This window comes from Xenorhabdus ishibashii (assembly GCF_002632755.1).
Classification (GTDB): domain Bacteria; phylum Pseudomonadota; class Gammaproteobacteria; order Enterobacterales; family Enterobacteriaceae; genus Xenorhabdus; species Xenorhabdus ishibashii.
Window position 1 is genome coordinate 1 of record NZ_NJAK01000004.1, and the last position, 15501, is coordinate 15501.

Consider the following 15501-nt stretch of genomic DNA (forward strand, 5'->3'; position numbering starts at 1 on the left):
CCCTTCTGAGTGCTTCTCTAGCGATTTCGGAAGCATTCCATTAGCTCCCTATCACGCTGTGTCTTGCGCCTCGCTGTGGGTTTCTCAGGCGCAATCTGATTTTGTTGTCGGTAAGGTTCACTGTGCTTGAGTAACCCTTTAAGGAGTTGATCCACTTCATCTTCACGCATCTTGGTTATACTCATGAATCCAGTTATTGCGCTGGGCTGCCTTTGCTTCCAGTTCCCGATATTCCCCATTCTTACGCCGCTGTTTCGTTGTTGGGTCAGTGGTCACGGTCTTTCGACTGTGGCAGCTATTACATAGCGGCTGGTGATTGAAGTCAGGCCAAAACAGCACATCACTACCACCGTCAATGGGTATGATATGATCCACAATCGTCGCTGGGGCATACACACCTACCTTGAAACAATGCACACACAGCGGATTGGACTTAAGGAATTGCAGACGGTATTTATCCCATGCAGGGGTATAACCTCGCTCACGCCTTGAGCCTCGTTTACTGTCCTGTTGTCGTCTAGCTTCCCGTTTGTGCTGCTCACAGCGACCAGACTTGACCCGCTCACGGCAATTGGGATAGCTACAGCGCTTTAACGGTTGCCACGGCATCAGTAGACTCCTACATCACGATAGACAGACCATAATGATTTGATGGTGAACGGGATTTCTTTCAGTTCCTTATCTGCCACCATCGAACGAGTTTCATACAGTAAACCGATATAAAGTAAACAGCCAACTTTGATCGCCGGACTGAATACCAAGCCATCATCAAAGCGCTTGCCGATATGTTGCTGGCAGACTTCTAAGGCAGCATTGGCATAACCTTGAAGTAAGGTATCTTCTAACGTATCACTTTCATCTATCCGGCAATGTTGTTTGATTTCGTCCAATGTTATGAGAGGGTTACTCATCTTTCACCTCTGTTTTTTTAATACTGACCTCTTGCTTCCATGCCTGGCTAAACTCATCGCCACCATCACGGGGGGATAATCCCTCGCGTTCACGGGCTTCATTCGGGCACATCACACCGGATTTAATCGCCGTCTCGTAGCTCTGAAAGCGTTCTTTCGGATTGGCTCGCAGTAGATCGGCTGTGTCAAATTCAACTTGGTAGCGAATGCCTCGTTTTGGTGAGTTCATCAGCAAGGCGGACTTGATTTGCTGCTCAAAGTTAGCCAGCCACGGGCGCATGGTGATCGTCAGAAAAGCGCGTGATGCTTCGCTAAAATTACTGTAGGTACTGTTCGAATACTCTTGCAGGAAGATCGGGCTGACATTGAACATACGGGCAATATCTTCAATCGTGAAGCGACGAGAGGCCAGCCATTCCGCATCTTGGTTGCTCATGCCTAACTGTTGGTATTCCATCCCCCCTCAAGAATGGGCGTTTTCCCTGCATTGCGAGCGCCCTTATAACGTTCGAGGGCTTCCAGTGCCTTATTGCCCTTGATGCCATCCAGCCAGTCAGCGGCTTTAATCACGCCCGCTGCCATCATGCCCTCTTTCATTATGCTGGCACCGTGGCGCTGTTGTGCCAGCCCCAAACCCAGTGTTTCACGGCAGATGGTGACTGGCGAACGCCCCAAAAAGCCATCTTCGGTGGCATAACGCAAATGCAATACTTCTTCTTGTAGGTAGGTTTTGACCTTGCCGCTATAAGGTTCGGTAATGGTGTAAGCAAAGCGGTGATCCGATAATCGTTGCGGCACAACCGCTGACGGTGGGTAAGGGTGCAACGATTGTGGCTGTCCGTCTTTTCCCCAGACTATGACTGCATACGCATTACCATTGAGTAAGCAATGACGCATCAGGGTTCGCTTAAACTGAAAAGGCGTCTGGCAGTCATTCGGGTATTCATTGAGCAAATAATCCACGGGGTGATCACTGAGCCATTCGCGGGACTCCTTGCCGTTCTGGTGCTGAACCCGATAGAGATAGCAAGGCATGGTCGCCACGGCTTCACTAATCACCGTGACAGCATTCATCACGGCGGGTAAGCCTTCGGCTGTAGACGGTGAAACATGCTCGCCTGATTTGGTGTTAGATATACCTGCCAGAGAAAGAAACTCATCAATACTGACACTGCGAGTCTCAGCGGCTTTACGCTTAAAAGGCCACATAGTTACACCTCGGACAGTTGCAGCCAGTAATGACGCAAATCAACATTGTTAGGCTTAACCCTATTCAGCGAACGCTTGGCAATCTCAACACCGCTTTCAGGGTAGGCGGGTAAACTGGTGACAGTGATTTCCCGTAGTTCCGCTTCTAAAACGGTTCTCAGATAAGGCTCCTGACCCACATCCCACTGATCTTTGATAGCTCGAAAGCCAAAAGACATACCGGAAATATCACCCCGTTCAACTAGTGCCAGTACATCACGCCCTAATTGGGTATCAGGCGGGGTTAACTCAAAGCGTAATCCGGTGGCATCTTCGGCAAGCTGCAATGTACCAGACGTAGTACGGCCTAACAGGTTCATGTGATCATGTTCATAAAGCGCCCTGACATCTGTACCCGCCGTTAAGCTGGTGCTAAACGCATTCGGGGCGAACTGCTCGACAAACTCATCCCACAAAACTTGTGATCGGCTGTTCCACTTAATGACATAACCGGTCAGTTTCTTATCACTGGCAGACAGGGAAGCGGTGCGGATTTCAAAATCATTTTTCATTGGTAGACTCCAGACTACAAAGGGGCGCAGTGCCCCTTATCGTTAACCCGCTTTCGTGCCTTTGATTTCGAGCACTTTGATTGCGTTGGAATCCACCAGACCACCACCCAAATATTTATCCGTGTGTACCTTGTAGTACCCCGGTTCGGTGATATTGTCAGGACGGGTGCGTGTGCCGGTATCATGGTCAACGATGAAGTAACCGCGTTTGAAGTCACCCAGACCGATAGCATCATCCGGCATAAATTCGAGATAATGGACAGGCAAGCCCAGTAACATATCAGGATCACCTGCTTGCAGACGTTCGCGCCAGATGTAATCACCGTTGCCGTTTTTCAGCTTCTGCACTTTGGCAGCCGTCGTGGAGTTCATCACCCACACCGCATTTTTACGGTATTTGTTCCTGAGCAGGAATTTCAGGTCAATCAGGCTATCGGCTTCCAGTTTGGCAACTTCCAGCTTTTGCAACGTACCGAACGCACGGGCTTTATCGGCTTGGGTATCACGAGGATAAGACAGGAAGCCTTTCGCTTTCTTGCTGCCGTCACCACTCACAAGATCGGTTTCTTCGGTATCAACAAACGTATCTGCAATTTCTGAGGTTAACCAGCCTAAAATATCGACATCGCTAAAATCGATGATTTCTTGGGTAGTCTTAGGGTAGGCATAAATCGGAAACAGCTTGATGCTGACTTCTTCCATCGTCGGTGTGGCTGTCTCACTGCGTGCCTTGCCTTCTTCCCCGTGGGCGACGGCTGCACCCCCGACCGAAACAAGCTGTTTATACTCATTACTACGCGTGGTCTTAATCGTACAAATCCGGCGCATAACCGACTCATCAGCCAGTTGCTGCATGATCTGTTTATTCAGCTCAGGGATAACGGTATAGCCACCTTCGGAGGGTACGCTCGTAGACAAGGTGCGGGTTTCTCCGGTCACGATATAGTGACGCAGTTCATCATTGCTGAGTGTTTTACTGGCGGGCTGGTTCTTGGCCTGATTTCGCTCTTCATCCGATAAAGCCTCATAACGGGCGATTTCTGCATTCAGGGCACCGGACTGACTGCGCAGCTCGTCAAACTGTTTAGCTTCATCGGCATTAAGAGAGCGCTTTTCGTCTTCGGCTTTGGTGAGAAGAGAACGCATCTGCTGGGTTAAATCGGCTTTTTGCTGGCGTAATTCGAGTAATTTCTTCATGGTGCCTCTGCATGTAGGTTAAGGGTTCGCTGTCATGCAGGTTTGAGGAAGCGGTAGCGGGTTAGCACTACCGCCTTTGAGGACTTGCTACAGAGCAATTGAAGTCAGGACGTGCCTACATGGTTCAGCAATCACTATTTAACACCATGAAAAATAATAAAAAAGACCTCGTGATAGGAGGTCTAAACAAGGGGAAACATGAGGACGGGATATTTACAAATCTTTACTTTTATTTTTCACTCATCCAATCCGGCGCGTCGTTCATGATTTCTCTGAACGCCTGTAATTGTTCTATCAATACATCTAACTGCTCTTTATTGGTTGCCAGTATTTCCTCAGAAAATGTGTGGCGCAGACTACCACCTGAATCCTGAAAGAAAAAAGCATGACCATTGACCAACTGGCGGTACTCGCTTGTATGTAAATCGTCTAACTGCGTAATACCGTAATAATCGTAGTGTTCTCTGATATCTTCTTGCGTAATCGGCATAATATTCCCCTTATATAATTATTCTACTTCTCTGAATAGGGTTACTTGGAAAGTTTCTAAGGCTTCAGCTATCCCACGAATGTTCATCGCTAATTCATCCCGTGCCGCTGTCTTCATGAATGCGGCTATAAGCTCTGGGTGCTGTTTGGCATACCCCTCACCGAACAAAGCATCTATTTCTTTGACTGCTCTTTCCATCCAGTACGCGGCTGAATTAGCTGCCTGTCTTTCAATCGTTGTTGCATCTAACATATGTTCTCCATTTTTGTATATATATAGTGAAAAGTTACCGACAACACCGACAAACCGACAATGAGGTAAAATACAATTTAATATCAATTAGATACACTGTTAAATCGTTGTCGGTTAATTGTCGCTCAATTTTTTGATATCGCTAGAATTACAATATTATTGTTATCTTTCATGTAGATAAACATCACTTCCTGTTGTCGAAAACCGACAACGCTACTTATAAACTCTTTCATATTTATCCGAATCCTTTTGCCTACCAAAAAAAGAAAGTTTTTCTTCTGGCAGGTGCTTTGTTTTAAGTCCGCCAATGAAAACGACAAATCGACAACGTACCGACAAACATTTAACATTTTAGTATATTGATTTATAAGATATTTATATTACTGTTGTCGGTTTGTCGGTGTTGTCGGTCAGTTTTACGCGTATAGAGAATTTATTCTTCTATTTCATCAGTGGAATACATCAGCACATAATACTTACGGGGTGAGCCGTTGTGCTTCATGCCTTGCACCTTAAAGCCACCATTTGCGGCCTTTCTTAGCATCCCTGATTCAGCGAGAACCCGCGCAAACATCTTCGTATCGAACGTTTCTGATACCTCATTCTCGAACACATCTGGGAATGTGTAGAAATGGATAAGGCCGGCATTATTGGGGATATCGCTGGTATCTTTTCGGTAGCCTGCAAGGTTAGAAATAGTGGCATGATCATAGGTGTACGGTTCTGGTGCATACCGACTCAATCCAAAACGGTCTAAAAATGCCTCGGTTTGTTCCCGTATCTGTTGGTGTTCTTTATTGGCAGTACCAAATTCAGCCACCCACGCATTAAAGCAGTGTTGAATTGCGTCTCTGCTTTCCTGTTCTGTCCATCCGGTGAGATGCGTCGCTGCAATAAGTGCCCCCTCTAAGATGGCGAACCGTTCTGCCACGCGGGGAAGTTGTGCCCCAGCGCCTTTGGGGATCAACCCATTCCAGCGGATTTTGGCTTCTTCAATGGTGTTTCTCGTTGCTTTTTGATGCTGAGTCAGATATTCACACCATACCCGCCCAATAGCCCCATGATTGTCAGCAATGGCTTTTTCGATTGCCTTAGCGTGTTCTCTGGCATCCTGATAACCATGTAAAACAGTCGGGCTACTGAACGGAATATTCAGCAACCGGACAAGCTGGCCTGCTTTCATGCGCTTGCCCTCACTTCTGACAAACGTATCAAGATCGACCTCGCCAGTACTGATAGCTATCGTTTTAAACTGGAGAATGTCACGGTTGCCGCCACCTCTTGCCCCTTGTAACTTGCCTTTGCCGTTAAACAGCGCATAAGACGCATTAGCCACATCTTTAACCGATGATCCCTGCCCGACTTCATCAAGAGGTAACAGGTTGTTATTATGGGCGGCGGCTTCATTAATCAATCCCAATGTAGTTGCAAACCACGTTAAACGCATGGCAGACGGCTCACCAAAGACACTACAGCCGACGCTTTGCGCGGTGGTTTTCCCTGCGGTGCTCTGGTCATAAAAGTGAACCCCAAAGCCATCATCACGCAATAAACCGATAACCGGGGAAGCTAACGCAGCCGCAATGGACAGCATCATAAAGGGATTGCCTTTGGCTAATTTGGCTACTGAGTCACGCCAGCTTTCAGGCGTTCCTGCCACGGTATACCCGCGTATTGATGATGTTCTGCCACAAAAGATAACGGACTTCTCTGGAGTGCCAATCACCTCGCCCGTTGGGAAGATGTAAGCCCCATGCTGCCAGCCTGTTGAGTGGGTAATGTGCCAGTCGGTTTTTTTAGCACAGCGTTGTAACCAATCCGATAGCGTGTGACGTAAAAAAGGTTTAGTGGCAATATTCAATCCTGCGGCTTTGAGCTGTCGCCAGCCTTCATTTGCGCCAACATCACCTGTTTTCACTGCCTCAGTGTAAGTTGTCCCGTCTTCTTCCCACTGGATAATCAGATAAAATTCAATATCATCACGACCGCGCCCGATCACCTTCATTGAGTCACTGAGCCATTGCTCATGGTTGATAATTTCGCCGCTCTCTTTGTCCACCTTTGGCGTAACGTAATAAATTCCGTTTTTACGCTCATCAATAAAGGGCTTTAACGGATCACGCTCTTTTGTCCGGTGTTCGTCCAGATTAATGACGATTGATTTTGATACTGACATATTCTCCCCCACCTGATACAACCCTTCACTGAATGCCTGTTTTGCTGCCTCGATACCGTGATGCTGGCGATAATCGTCCCAATCAGCCTTGTGCTCTGTTGGCGGTAACGCTACCCACCCATTAATAGCCTTAGCGGTCTTCTCGGCTGCAATCTTGCCGACGTTCTTCTTGGGCTTACCTTTGTCGTCCAGTTCTTCCGGTGAGTGCCAATCATTGTCAGCCGCCAGAATGATTTTTACTGTTGGCCACCGCTCTCTGATCTGTTTAGCCACAGTCGGTAAATTTCCTTCATCAATAGCAGCCAGCACCAAGCCCTCATGCAATTGGTCGACCGTTAAGGCCGTTGCATAGCCCTCAGCAATAATGATCGTGTCCGGCGTTCCAATTACGGGCGATAAGGGGATAAAGCTCCCCTTTTTCTTCGAGCCGGGGACAAAGCGCTTTTCACCACTCGGCTTAATGACCTGCGCACCGGTGATTGTGCCGTCCAGTGCCTGAATGACCAGCAACAACGAACCGTCTTTCAGTAGCTTCTGATTGGGACATTGCAGCCCCTTTTGAGTCAGGTAGTCGGATTGTCCGATAGTGGATTGAGCCACCAGCTTGTTAACTTTCTCGGTGATGGGTTGAGCCTCTGATTTTAGCGCCTCCTTTCTGGCGGGCTTGGGTTCTGGTAAGGGAAGCAACAACGCCTCAGAAACCACCTTAGCCGCTTCAATTACCGTGATACCTTTGACCTTCATCAGTAAATCAAAGCCATCGCCGTGATTCGGGTTATCACACTGGCGACAATGCCAGTCACCGTTACCGTGATCGTCTATGAAGTGAAAACGGTCAGTACCGCCACAGATAGGGCAAGCACCATGCTTACCCTTTGCTGGAACATCCACCCCACAAGCAGACAACAAACCTTGCCATTGCCCTTGCGCCGCTGCTTTCACCGACCGAATATCAATATGACTTACCATTTTGGGAATCCCTCGCGGTGATGGATTTCAAACTGAGCGTTTTGCTGCGTGTCATTCAGGGCTTCGGCAATTCGGGGCAGGTACATCAGGGCTTCACCGATACGGCGTAAATCCTCCCTTGCCTGACGATTGTCATAGTTTTCGTTATCAACTGACCAGAAAGCCATTTCCCCCATTGCAGACATTGCCGCCATCACGCTACTCAATGCCCCTTCGGAGTTTTTGCGCAGATCTTTGAGTTCTTCGGTGCTCAGGTCGTTAAAGCTGGTGCGTACCAAATGTTTATAGATATCAGACATGATCATGCTCTCCCTGCGTAGGTGTATTCTTTAGTGAATCGGCTTAATGGCATGGTGCACGGGGTGTGATAACCATCACGGACAAAGGTCACGCGATTAAAGGCGACTGACAGCACTTGTACGGCTTCCCCGTTCTTATGGGTGTAATAGTCATGGGGGGCTGGGTTACGCATGATTCACCCCCTGAACGGTAGACATATCGCTACAGTTGAAAGGAGTATCGATACCGATATCCCATGCTTGACGGGAAACGAATATCAGCGAGGACATGCCAGCCAGTAGACGGGCTTCAACTTCACTATCCGCCAGCACAGTGATAAGGCGCGCCGGATGAATATCCACCAATCGCTGAGTGCCTGATGCAATTAGGAATGTAAATTTAAGGCGAGTTTGGTTATGCTGTGGGGTATCCATAGCGTAAGACTCCTTTACGTTTTTGGTTAGACGCCTCGATAGTGTTGTAGCACTTCGGGGCGTTGTTGTTTTTGGTCTACACTTGTCATACACTTGATGTATAAGTCCAATATAAACAGGAGTAAACAAGTGTCAACCATTAAAATATCAGGAAAGGGAAATAAGCAAATCGCGTTAAGAGTAGAACCATCCCTTGAGCAAGGAATAAAAGCAGCGTTAGCCCAAGATGGTGACGCTTCTGTATCTGCATGGATAAAGAGAATTATCCGTAAAGAGTTGCAATCTCGCGGCATTGAACAATAACTAACCGACCGACAATAAGTCCGGTGGTTAACCGAATGAATATCTTTCACTTGGTTGACTGACTCGAAATAATCATAGTAGTTAACCAATTGATTTATCTCATGACGCAAAGACGCGTGATCCCAAAGGGTAGCATTCGCCGTGCTATCCTTTTCTTTTTGCACTCCACTAAATGATGACTGCAAAGTTTGCGCGTCGCTAAATGATACGCGCATATTATGACCAGACTGCATATTTGCAGTGCGATTAGATATCAATGGGTTAAGCAGCCACCCCGAAATAATCGGGGAGCCTCCCAAACTACGACCAAACGCCAATCTGACGGTCAGCGGGGAAATCAATGAGTTACTGAGGTGTCCGAAAATATTCGCATACCCATCAGCGAAATATTTCTCCGATTGGAACTGAGCGAAAAGTTTCTCTGAGTGACCAGCCAAAGTGAGGACTACGGTATTCTTCGAGGTCACTGAGTTAATGACCTCGGTAACGGGACTCCTTAAACTAAAGGAATTCCTATAGTTAATTTTTCCCCGACTTGAGGTTAATTGTTCAATATTTGGTCTTTGATTCCCCCGTTTCGGGGGAACAGAGAGTGCTTTATGACCGCTCATCAAATTAGCCTCCAATGCGCCCTGTAGGGTTCATTAGTGTTGCGAACAGCTCAATACGGCGGCTTACTTCCCTCAGTGCTTGTGTTGGTGATTGCCCTGCATTCCTTGCATCTTGAAAAGCAGCCTGTTCAATCTTCTGAATACAGACAAGTAATCCTAACTGTTGCTCATCTGCGTTCTGGCGTTCACCATCCAGTAAACCCGCAAAGCGATTCTCAGTACGAGCAAGGTTGATGTAATGGTGACGTTCTGCGCCCAGATCACGTAAAGCATCACGGGATTCATGATAGTTAGGCAGATATTCACGACGTATAGGTTCAGCAGCTCGCTTCTTAGCAAAGGCTTTTGTTACATCCAGCTTAAACTGAACCATCAGATCATGATCACGCCCTCTAATAAGTCGGCACATAAAGTCGAACTGGTCTTCATTGAGCAAGGCGTATTTATGCTTACGTTCACCAAGTTGCTCAGTATTTAATCGCTCCGTTTGAAACGGAAGGATTCCAAACTGCCTTAAATTCTTAGTGTTCTTCCTAATTAATTCATAAAGGCTCTTATGCTGAATTCCGATGCGCTTAGCAAACAGGCGTGAATCAATTCTCGATTCAGTTCTATGCTGAACCAAAATAAGCTCTTGGCTGTTTTCAGTGTGAGCAAGTCCCTGACCATTTAAGGCCATATTTTTAGATGTCATATTTCTACCCTGTCTTAATTAATTTGATTTTCGGCTATAGGGGTTATTTACGTTCTCTACTGTTGGAGGATTACGTACCCACCACAAAACATCACTTAATAACCATGAGACGGAATTACGCCCCAATGGAACGCGTTTAGGAAATTTACCTTCTTCCTCTAATACCCAACGACGAGAACGCGATAAACTGGAAAGATGCTCACATTCTTTTTCCCTGATTCGACGATCATATTTCTCGCCATACTCATTTAAAATTGATTGTCGTTCTTGTGGTGTCGGTGATGTAAACTTCATTGCCATATTTTTATATTCTCCAAAAACAAAAACCCCGCGAGCGAGGTTATTATTAATTTAAATGATGTTTAATTTTATTCTGGCTTCCAAGTGCCTTTTATCCATGCCTGAATTTCAGACAATCGATAAACTTTAGTTTGTGGACCTATCGTTATTTTTAAAGGAAACTTGCCATTTTTTTCAAGATATGACCTGTGTCTTCTTCCTAATGAGGTTAACCATTCACACTCTTCTTCTCTAATTAGTCTATCAAGTTCATCTGAATATTCTAATTCTTCACGAGTGAATATATGTATCATTTTCTATTTCCTCCTCAATTAAAGAGTCTAAATAATTCACCCACCAGTAGAGTGCATTTCTTTTTTGTTCAATATATTGACTTCGATTATATATTCCAGAGACTCCATTGAGTGAATGGCCTAATAGTTGTTCAACCACGTTATGTTCAAATCCGTTATCACTGAGTATGGTAGCAAACACTCTTCGTATATCGTGCGCTGTCCACTTTTCTTTGTGGTTTAATCTTTTCCATATTTTCGCAATAGTCACACTTGCCGTACATTGTTTGACATCAAAGCCAATGACATATTCTCTCTTTTTTGTTGATTGGTTCAATAACAACAACCAGTTTTTAAAATTACTGGGGATCGGTCTGATTATTTCCCTGCCATTTTTACTGTGCTCTGGCGGCACTCTCCATATATTGTTTGAAAAATCCCATTCATCCCATTTCGATAGACGTATTTCGGAAAGCCTACACCCAAAAACGATTAAAAACCGAAGAATAATTCTGTTTTCGTGAGACATAATGTGGTTATCATATTCTTTATTTATATAGAGCCATACATCACGTAATTCATCATTAGTTAACACTCTGTCTCTTCTATTAGCTTTTTCACCCACATCACCAACATCCAAATCATCTATCTCATGGCTAATTGCATATTTTCTTACTCGGCAAAATTTCAATGCCTGTTGTGAGATTTTCAAAAGAGATCCCGCTTGCACTGGTGCATTCTCTTTAATTTTATCAAAGCATCTAATCCACATTGATAATGTGCATTCATTTAATGGAATATTTCCAATCTCTGAGTAAATATGTTTAGAAAAACAACCTCTAATATAGATTGCTGCTTTTCGTTTATTGGTGGCATAATTATTGAGCCAATATTCTATGGCATCTTTCACGGTGACAGGTTTTAACGTATCTTCTTTTATTATTTTTATTTGTATTCGTGGATCTTTCCCTTTAGCTAACCATGCCCTGCATTTATCTCTTTGCTCTCTTGCAACTTTAAGGCTTAAATCGGGGTATTTACCCAATGTTAACCATATCGGCGCACTTTCACGCCCATACAGGCGGTAGAAGAAAACAAAGCTGATTGTCCCTTGTTTACTTAATCTGATTGATAACCCGTTCCCGTCCGCTATCGTCTGCTGTTTTTCAACAGGTTTACCGTACAAGGATTTGAGCTTTTTATCACTGAGCTTGTTTACAGCCATCTACTAAACCTTTTCATTTTGCAATACACATTGCAATACGCAGAGAGGTGCAACAATCCACAAACACCAAAACGAATGAAAACACAAAAAATGGATTTATTTTTGTTTTTCATGAAATTATAAACAACATGAGCACATGTAATCCCATGTCATTTACAAAGTTTATATGCTTGGTGAAGAAATTGCAAATTCTTATTATTTAATTGATTTATAACGATTTTAATTGTTTTTATTGGTATTTTATTTGCTGTCTGCAATGCACATTGCAATACACAGTAATTTTATGAAGGGATAGAGTGAAATGAGGTCAGTACGCTAAACGCACCAACCTTGTGAAGAGGTTGCGCCGAATTTCGTCGGAACCTATTAAGTGATTGAGGAAGCAGTTAACTGATACCCCTGCCAGTAAGAAGCCTTTCCCGTCACTGTGATCACCTGGCCTTTCTGTAACAACATCACCGATAGTGCCATCTCATCAAAGCCCACGACACGCAGCGGGTAATCACTGCGTTTCTCGCTCTGTGCTTGCATAGTAGCGACTGCCATCACCTTACCCGTCTGGCACTTGATACGCTTGGGGGGAACGGTAATCTTGCCTGTGATCGTAGCGACTATCGAGGGTGCATTCTTCTTCTGTCTTCGTGCCATGTTCCACCGCCTATAGATGGTTGGGATTTAAATCATGATAATAATCAATAACTTAAATAACTGCGAACATAATACGTACTGGGTTACATTAAGTAACCTTGTGCTGGACGGCTTAAACTCAAACCCACCTGAGTTATTTATAACTCATTGATATTCTCGTTCATCCTCACTTTGAGGAGAAGTAGCAACCGTGGTGATCTTCACCATAGTTAGGTAACTCCTTGATTCTTCCGAGGGGGTCACTTTGACCACCCTATCATGATTTCCGTAATGGTTAATTTATGTGCTGGACAACCGCAGTAAATTCACTGTATTTCAATGAATTACTTGGACATAACGTACTGGACAAAACAACTTAACCATCTGTTTTCGTATAACTCTTTTGTGCGCACCTCTTAATGAGTTGTACAAATTCTGTGAGTCAGCCAGACTGACGCTCAAATTGTGAGTAACTATCGGTTACGCTCAAGACCATTTGCGACTGACTAACTGTCAGTGACACCCAAAGTCCGATTATCGGATATTGGATTTTGCATCGACGAATTTCGTCGGGACAAACTGAACCTCTTAAAGAGGGGCAGTTCAATCTATTGAGTGATCTATAACTAACACTCTTAAAGAGATGTAGTTCTTGTTTCTTGCCACGAGACAGGTAACCCAAAATAATTGGGTCAGTTACACTATGACCAGACGCCAAATATGGCGTCTGATTAGATATCAATGGGTTACGCTAATTGGGATTTTCAAGCCCATTTAACCCTTTGATTTCACTTAATTCTGTCACAAAACCAGAATTCCCGCATCGTGCGGGAAATAAGCAAAATCAACAAGTTATCTAAATACCGTCAAAGTCAGCCAGCCGCTGCTTCTGCTCCTCATTGAGACTAAAAGCAAACTCTTCATGCTCTGCCTGCCATGTACCAAAACTCATCAGAAACGCAATTGCAGGGTCTATTTTATTCGCGGACTTCTTCTTGTTCGGCTTGATATTGGCGTTCGCGTCTGTCTCCATTACGACATTAGACATCGCCCATGCGAGAACCGGATCGCCATTGTGACGAATGATTTTGCGGTTAACAAAGACTTCGGCGGATTTAGCTACGGGACTATACCGCATGTAGGTTTGCGGGAACGGCTCAACATCCAGCCCTGCACCCTGTAGTTGTGTGCGTAAGTGTGTGGCGTTCCATGTGTCAAAGCCCACCAGTTTGATATCAAAGTGCTGGCTATCCTTGAGAATGTCATCACGGATACGGTCATAATCAATACAATCGCCGGTCGTGGTACGTATCCAGCCCATTTGTGCCCATTGGCGATACACTGCCCGATTCTTATTAGCAGGGTTCTGTAGCTGGGCTTCCGGCAAGTAATGGCGGGTCAGTAATAACAGTTCGTTATCCACGGGGAACGTGTAACAGATACTGGTGATATCCCCCGTTGAAGATAAATCTAATCCAGCGTAGCATTCCAAGCCTTTGAGGTCGTTTTCGTCATAGTCTGACTGGCAGTCTTTCCATGCGCCTTCACCCATCCACGGCGTTTCACCCTGACACCAGATATTAAAGCGTTTGGTGAGCATCTCAGTCCATTGCGAGGGAATGCCTCGTGCTTTCTGGATTGTGTCGTGCAAAGCATCACTGTCTACGGAAACATTCAGGTTAGGATTAGCCTTTATCCAGAGGGCTTCATCATCAATCTCGTTCTCGTCGTCCAGTTCGTAGATCAGGGCAAACAGGGATTCATTTTGTTCTTCACCCTCCAATATCTGACAGCAATAATCATAGTGCTGTTTACAGGCGGATATCACGTTACTGCCTGCCGTAGTAATGGCAAACAGAATGCCTTCGGGACGGGCGCCCATCCCCAATTCAAGGGCAGAGTAAACCGCGTTATCGGGGTGCAAATGATACTCATCGACAATAGCAAGGCTGGGGTTAGTACCCTCAATCGTGGCGGCTTTGGCTGCCAACGGTTTTAACAGGCTGTTGCTCTTGGTATAAGTCACTTTGTGTTGCTGGATAGATACCCGCTTCTTGAGTGGTTTTGAAAGCAGGCACATCTGGCGGGCATCATCAAACACAATACGCGCCTGATCCCGACTCACGGCGGCGGTGTAAATATCCTGCTGCCCGTTCTCCATCACCAGAAACCAGTTAGCCAGTATCGCGGCTACCGTGGATTTGGCATTTTTGCGCGGCACCTGAATATAAGCACTGCGGTATTTCCGGCGACCGGTGGCCTTAACCTTGAAGCCGAACAGATTCGCAAAGGCGAACTGTTGCCACGGTTCAAGCATAATCGGCTTACCGCGCAAGTGGCCTTTGACGTGCGGGCAGAGACGGGAAAAGCCCACAAAACGTTCTACAACTTCGGTATCGAACATATAAAGCGGGTTATTCAGGTCGTTAAAGTAGCGTTTCACGGCCTGTTTTACCCGTTTACAGGCCGGAATATTGCCGTTTTTGATATCAAAAGCGTACTGTTCCCATGCGTTCATCGGGGTATCACTCAGGCCATCAGCACATCTAAATCGTCGGGTTCATCGCTTTCTACCGGATTTCGGCGGCGGGAAACCGGATCAAAGCCCAGCAATGACGACATTTTTATCATGATTTTTTCCGCATCGGCTTTCGCTTTCAGTGAGGGGTTACTGGTCGCTGCACCGCGTGAACCTTCCACTGCGAACCCGCGCACTTCAATGTCTTCAACGGCTTTACGGTAAATCGCATAGTTAACGCAATAGAGTTCTAAGTTGTTCCAGTCTGCTGGGCTGAGATCTTCCCGTTCGTTGAGGATTTTGGCTTTTGATTTCCATTGCTCGGCGGCAATCTCATTTAAATAAACGGGGGGTTTGGGTGCTCTTGCCATAATCTATTGTTTCCTATGAAGTTACTGCTATTGAAAAAAGTGCCGTGCATAAAAATTCGAGGGGGCGGGTGGTGCCATGAGGCAGGGCGTTTGTCATTTTTGACACCCCACC

General features: G+C 45.6%; 18 protein-coding genes and 1 pseudogene. All 19 read right to left on the reverse strand.

The window, feature by feature from the left end:
* Nucleotides 1-162: 162 nt before the first annotated feature.
* A complete protein-coding gene (locus Xish_RS18120; RefSeq protein WP_099116158.1) occupies nucleotides 163-609 on the reverse strand; it encodes an HNH endonuclease in 447 nt (148 codons plus the stop codon).
* The gene (locus Xish_RS18125; RefSeq protein ID WP_099116159.1) at nucleotides 609-911 is read right to left on the reverse strand and encodes a head-tail connector protein; all 303 of its coding nucleotides are present in this window, start codon (nucleotides 909-911) and stop codon (nucleotides 609-611) included. Before Xish_RS18125 ends, Xish_RS18120 begins: the two co-directional genes overlap by 1 nt.
* Nucleotides 904-2120, reverse strand: a pseudogene (locus Xish_RS18130) (phage portal protein). Before Xish_RS18130 ends, Xish_RS18125 begins: the two are co-directional and overlap by 8 nt.
* 2 nt (nucleotides 2121-2122) lie before the next feature.
* A complete protein-coding gene (locus Xish_RS18135) occupies nucleotides 2123-2671 on the reverse strand; it encodes an HK97 family phage prohead protease (RefSeq protein WP_099116160.1) in 549 nt (182 codons plus the stop codon).
* Between the two features lie 42 nt (nucleotides 2672-2713).
* Nucleotides 2714-3868, reverse strand: coding sequence for a phage major capsid protein (locus tag Xish_RS18140; protein ID WP_099116161.1), 1155 nt, complete (start codon nucleotides 3866-3868; stop codon nucleotides 2714-2716).
* Nucleotides 3869-4097: 229 nt separating this feature from the next.
* Nucleotides 4098-4358 carry a hypothetical protein gene (locus Xish_RS18145; RefSeq protein WP_099116162.1) on the reverse strand — a complete coding sequence of 87 codons (261 nt, stop codon included), beginning with the start codon at nucleotides 4356-4358 and terminating at the stop codon, nucleotides 4098-4100.
* A gap of 18 nt (nucleotides 4359-4376) precedes the next feature.
* A complete protein-coding gene (locus tag Xish_RS18150; RefSeq protein WP_099116163.1) occupies nucleotides 4377-4610 on the reverse strand; it encodes a hypothetical protein in 234 nt (77 codons plus the stop codon).
* Nucleotides 4611-5043: 433 nt separating this feature from the next.
* A complete protein-coding gene (locus Xish_RS18155; RefSeq protein ID WP_099116164.1) occupies nucleotides 5044-7755 on the reverse strand; it encodes a DUF927 domain-containing protein in 2712 nt (903 codons plus the stop codon).
* Nucleotides 7749-8054 (reverse strand): hypothetical protein, encoded by a 306-nt coding sequence (locus tag Xish_RS18160; protein WP_099118608.1) that lies wholly within the window; start codon nucleotides 8052-8054, stop codon nucleotides 7749-7751. The genes Xish_RS18155 and Xish_RS18160 overlap by 7 nt, the downstream gene beginning before the upstream one ends.
* A gap of 2 nt (nucleotides 8055-8056) precedes the next feature.
* Entirely contained in the window at nucleotides 8057-8227 is a 171-nt protein-coding gene (locus Xish_RS18165) for a DUF4222 domain-containing protein (protein WP_099118793.1), read from the reverse strand.
* Complete coding sequence (locus Xish_RS18170) at nucleotides 8220-8468, reverse strand: hypothetical protein (RefSeq protein ID WP_099116166.1); 249 nt, start codon at nucleotides 8466-8468, stop codon at nucleotides 8220-8222. The genes Xish_RS18165 and Xish_RS18170 overlap by 8 nt, the downstream gene beginning before the upstream one ends.
* Before the next feature lie 26 nt (nucleotides 8469-8494).
* Nucleotides 8495-9238 carry a hypothetical protein gene (locus tag Xish_RS18740; protein WP_167383306.1) on the reverse strand — a complete coding sequence of 248 codons (744 nt, stop codon included), beginning with the start codon at nucleotides 9236-9238 and terminating at the stop codon, nucleotides 8495-8497.
* Nucleotides 9239-9386: 148 nt separating this feature from the next.
* Nucleotides 9387-10076, reverse strand: coding sequence for a Rha family transcriptional regulator (locus Xish_RS18180; protein WP_099116168.1), 690 nt, complete (start codon nucleotides 10074-10076; stop codon nucleotides 9387-9389).
* Nucleotides 10077-10094: 18 nt separating this feature from the next.
* Nucleotides 10095-10376, reverse strand: a complete 282-nt coding sequence (locus Xish_RS18185) for a helix-turn-helix transcriptional regulator (protein ID WP_099116169.1) — start codon at nucleotides 10374-10376, stop codon at nucleotides 10095-10097.
* Nucleotides 10377-10444: 68 nt separating this feature from the next.
* Nucleotides 10445-10669 (reverse strand): helix-turn-helix transcriptional regulator, encoded by a 225-nt coding sequence (locus Xish_RS18190; RefSeq protein ID WP_099116170.1) that lies wholly within the window; start codon nucleotides 10667-10669, stop codon nucleotides 10445-10447.
* On the reverse strand, nucleotides 10647-11873 hold the full coding sequence (locus Xish_RS18195) for a tyrosine-type recombinase/integrase (protein WP_099118794.1): 1227 nt from the start codon (nucleotides 11871-11873) through the stop codon (nucleotides 10647-10649). The genes Xish_RS18190 and Xish_RS18195 overlap by 23 nt, the downstream gene beginning before the upstream one ends.
* Nucleotides 11874-12239: 366 nt before the next feature.
* Nucleotides 12240-12521: a hypothetical protein gene (locus Xish_RS18200; RefSeq protein WP_099118795.1), complete on the reverse strand. Its 282-nt coding sequence runs from the start codon at nucleotides 12519-12521 to the stop codon at nucleotides 12240-12242.
* Nucleotides 12522-13356: 835 nt separating this feature from the next.
* On the reverse strand, nucleotides 13357-15018 hold the full coding sequence (locus tag Xish_RS18205) for a terminase large subunit (RefSeq protein ID WP_099118797.1): 1662 nt from the start codon (nucleotides 15016-15018) through the stop codon (nucleotides 13357-13359).
* An 11-nt stretch (nucleotides 15019-15029) separates the two neighbouring features.
* Nucleotides 15030-15389, reverse strand: coding sequence for a phage terminase small subunit P27 family (locus Xish_RS18210; protein ID WP_099116156.1), 360 nt, complete (start codon nucleotides 15387-15389; stop codon nucleotides 15030-15032).
* Nucleotides 15390-15501 lie beyond the last annotated feature (112 nt).

Bases quoted from the DNA above. Each gene is read 5' to 3' on its own strand.
- Xish_RS18150 (WP_099116163.1), bottom strand. From the start codon at position 4,610: ATGTTAGATGCAACAACGATTGAAAGACAGGCAGCTAATTCAGCCGCG.
- Xish_RS18200 (WP_099118795.1), bottom strand. From the start codon at position 12,521: ATGGCACGAAGACAGAAGAAGAATGCACCCTCGATAGTCGCTACGATC.
- Xish_RS18190 (WP_099116170.1), bottom strand. From the start codon at position 10,669: ATGATACATATATTCACTCGTGAAGAATTAGAATATTCAGATGAACTT.
- Xish_RS18145 (WP_099116162.1), bottom strand. From the start codon at position 4,358: ATGCCGATTACGCAAGAAGATATCAGAGAACACTACGATTATTACGGT.
- Xish_RS18170 (WP_099116166.1), bottom strand. From the start codon at position 8,468: ATGGATACCCCACAGCATAACCAAACTCGCCTTAAATTTACATTCCTA.
- Xish_RS18135 (WP_099116160.1), bottom strand. From the start codon at position 2,671: ATGAAAAATGATTTTGAAATCCGCACCGCTTCCCTGTCTGCCAGTGAT.
- Xish_RS18205 (WP_099118797.1), bottom strand. From the start codon at position 15,018: ATGAACGCATGGGAACAGTACGCTTTTGATATCAAAAACGGCAATATT.
- Xish_RS18125 (WP_099116159.1), bottom strand. From the start codon at position 911: ATGAGTAACCCTCTCATAACATTGGACGAAATCAAACAACATTGCCGG.
- Xish_RS18165 (WP_099118793.1), bottom strand. From the start codon at position 8,227: ATGCGTAACCCAGCCCCCCATGACTATTACACCCATAAGAACGGGGAA.
- Xish_RS18120 (WP_099116158.1), bottom strand. From the start codon at position 609: ATGCCGTGGCAACCGTTAAAGCGCTGTAGCTATCCCAATTGCCGTGAG.
- Xish_RS18155 (WP_099116164.1), bottom strand. From the start codon at position 7,755: ATGGTAAGTCATATTGATATTCGGTCGGTGAAAGCAGCGGCGCAAGGG.
- Xish_RS18180 (WP_099116168.1), bottom strand. From the start codon at position 10,076: ATGACATCTAAAAATATGGCCTTAAATGGTCAGGGACTTGCTCACACT.
- Xish_RS18195 (WP_099118794.1), bottom strand. From the start codon at position 11,873: ATGGCTGTAAACAAGCTCAGTGATAAAAAGCTCAAATCCTTGTACGGT.
- Xish_RS18140 (WP_099116161.1), bottom strand. From the start codon at position 3,868: ATGAAGAAATTACTCGAATTACGCCAGCAAAAAGCCGATTTAACCCAG.
- Xish_RS18210 (WP_099116156.1), bottom strand. From the start codon at position 15,389: ATGGCAAGAGCACCCAAACCCCCCGTTTATTTAAATGAGATTGCCGCC.
- Xish_RS18160 (WP_099118608.1), bottom strand. From the start codon at position 8,054: ATGTCTGATATCTATAAACATTTGGTACGCACCAGCTTTAACGACCTG.
- Xish_RS18185 (WP_099116169.1), bottom strand. From the start codon at position 10,376: ATGGCAATGAAGTTTACATCACCGACACCACAAGAACGACAATCAATT.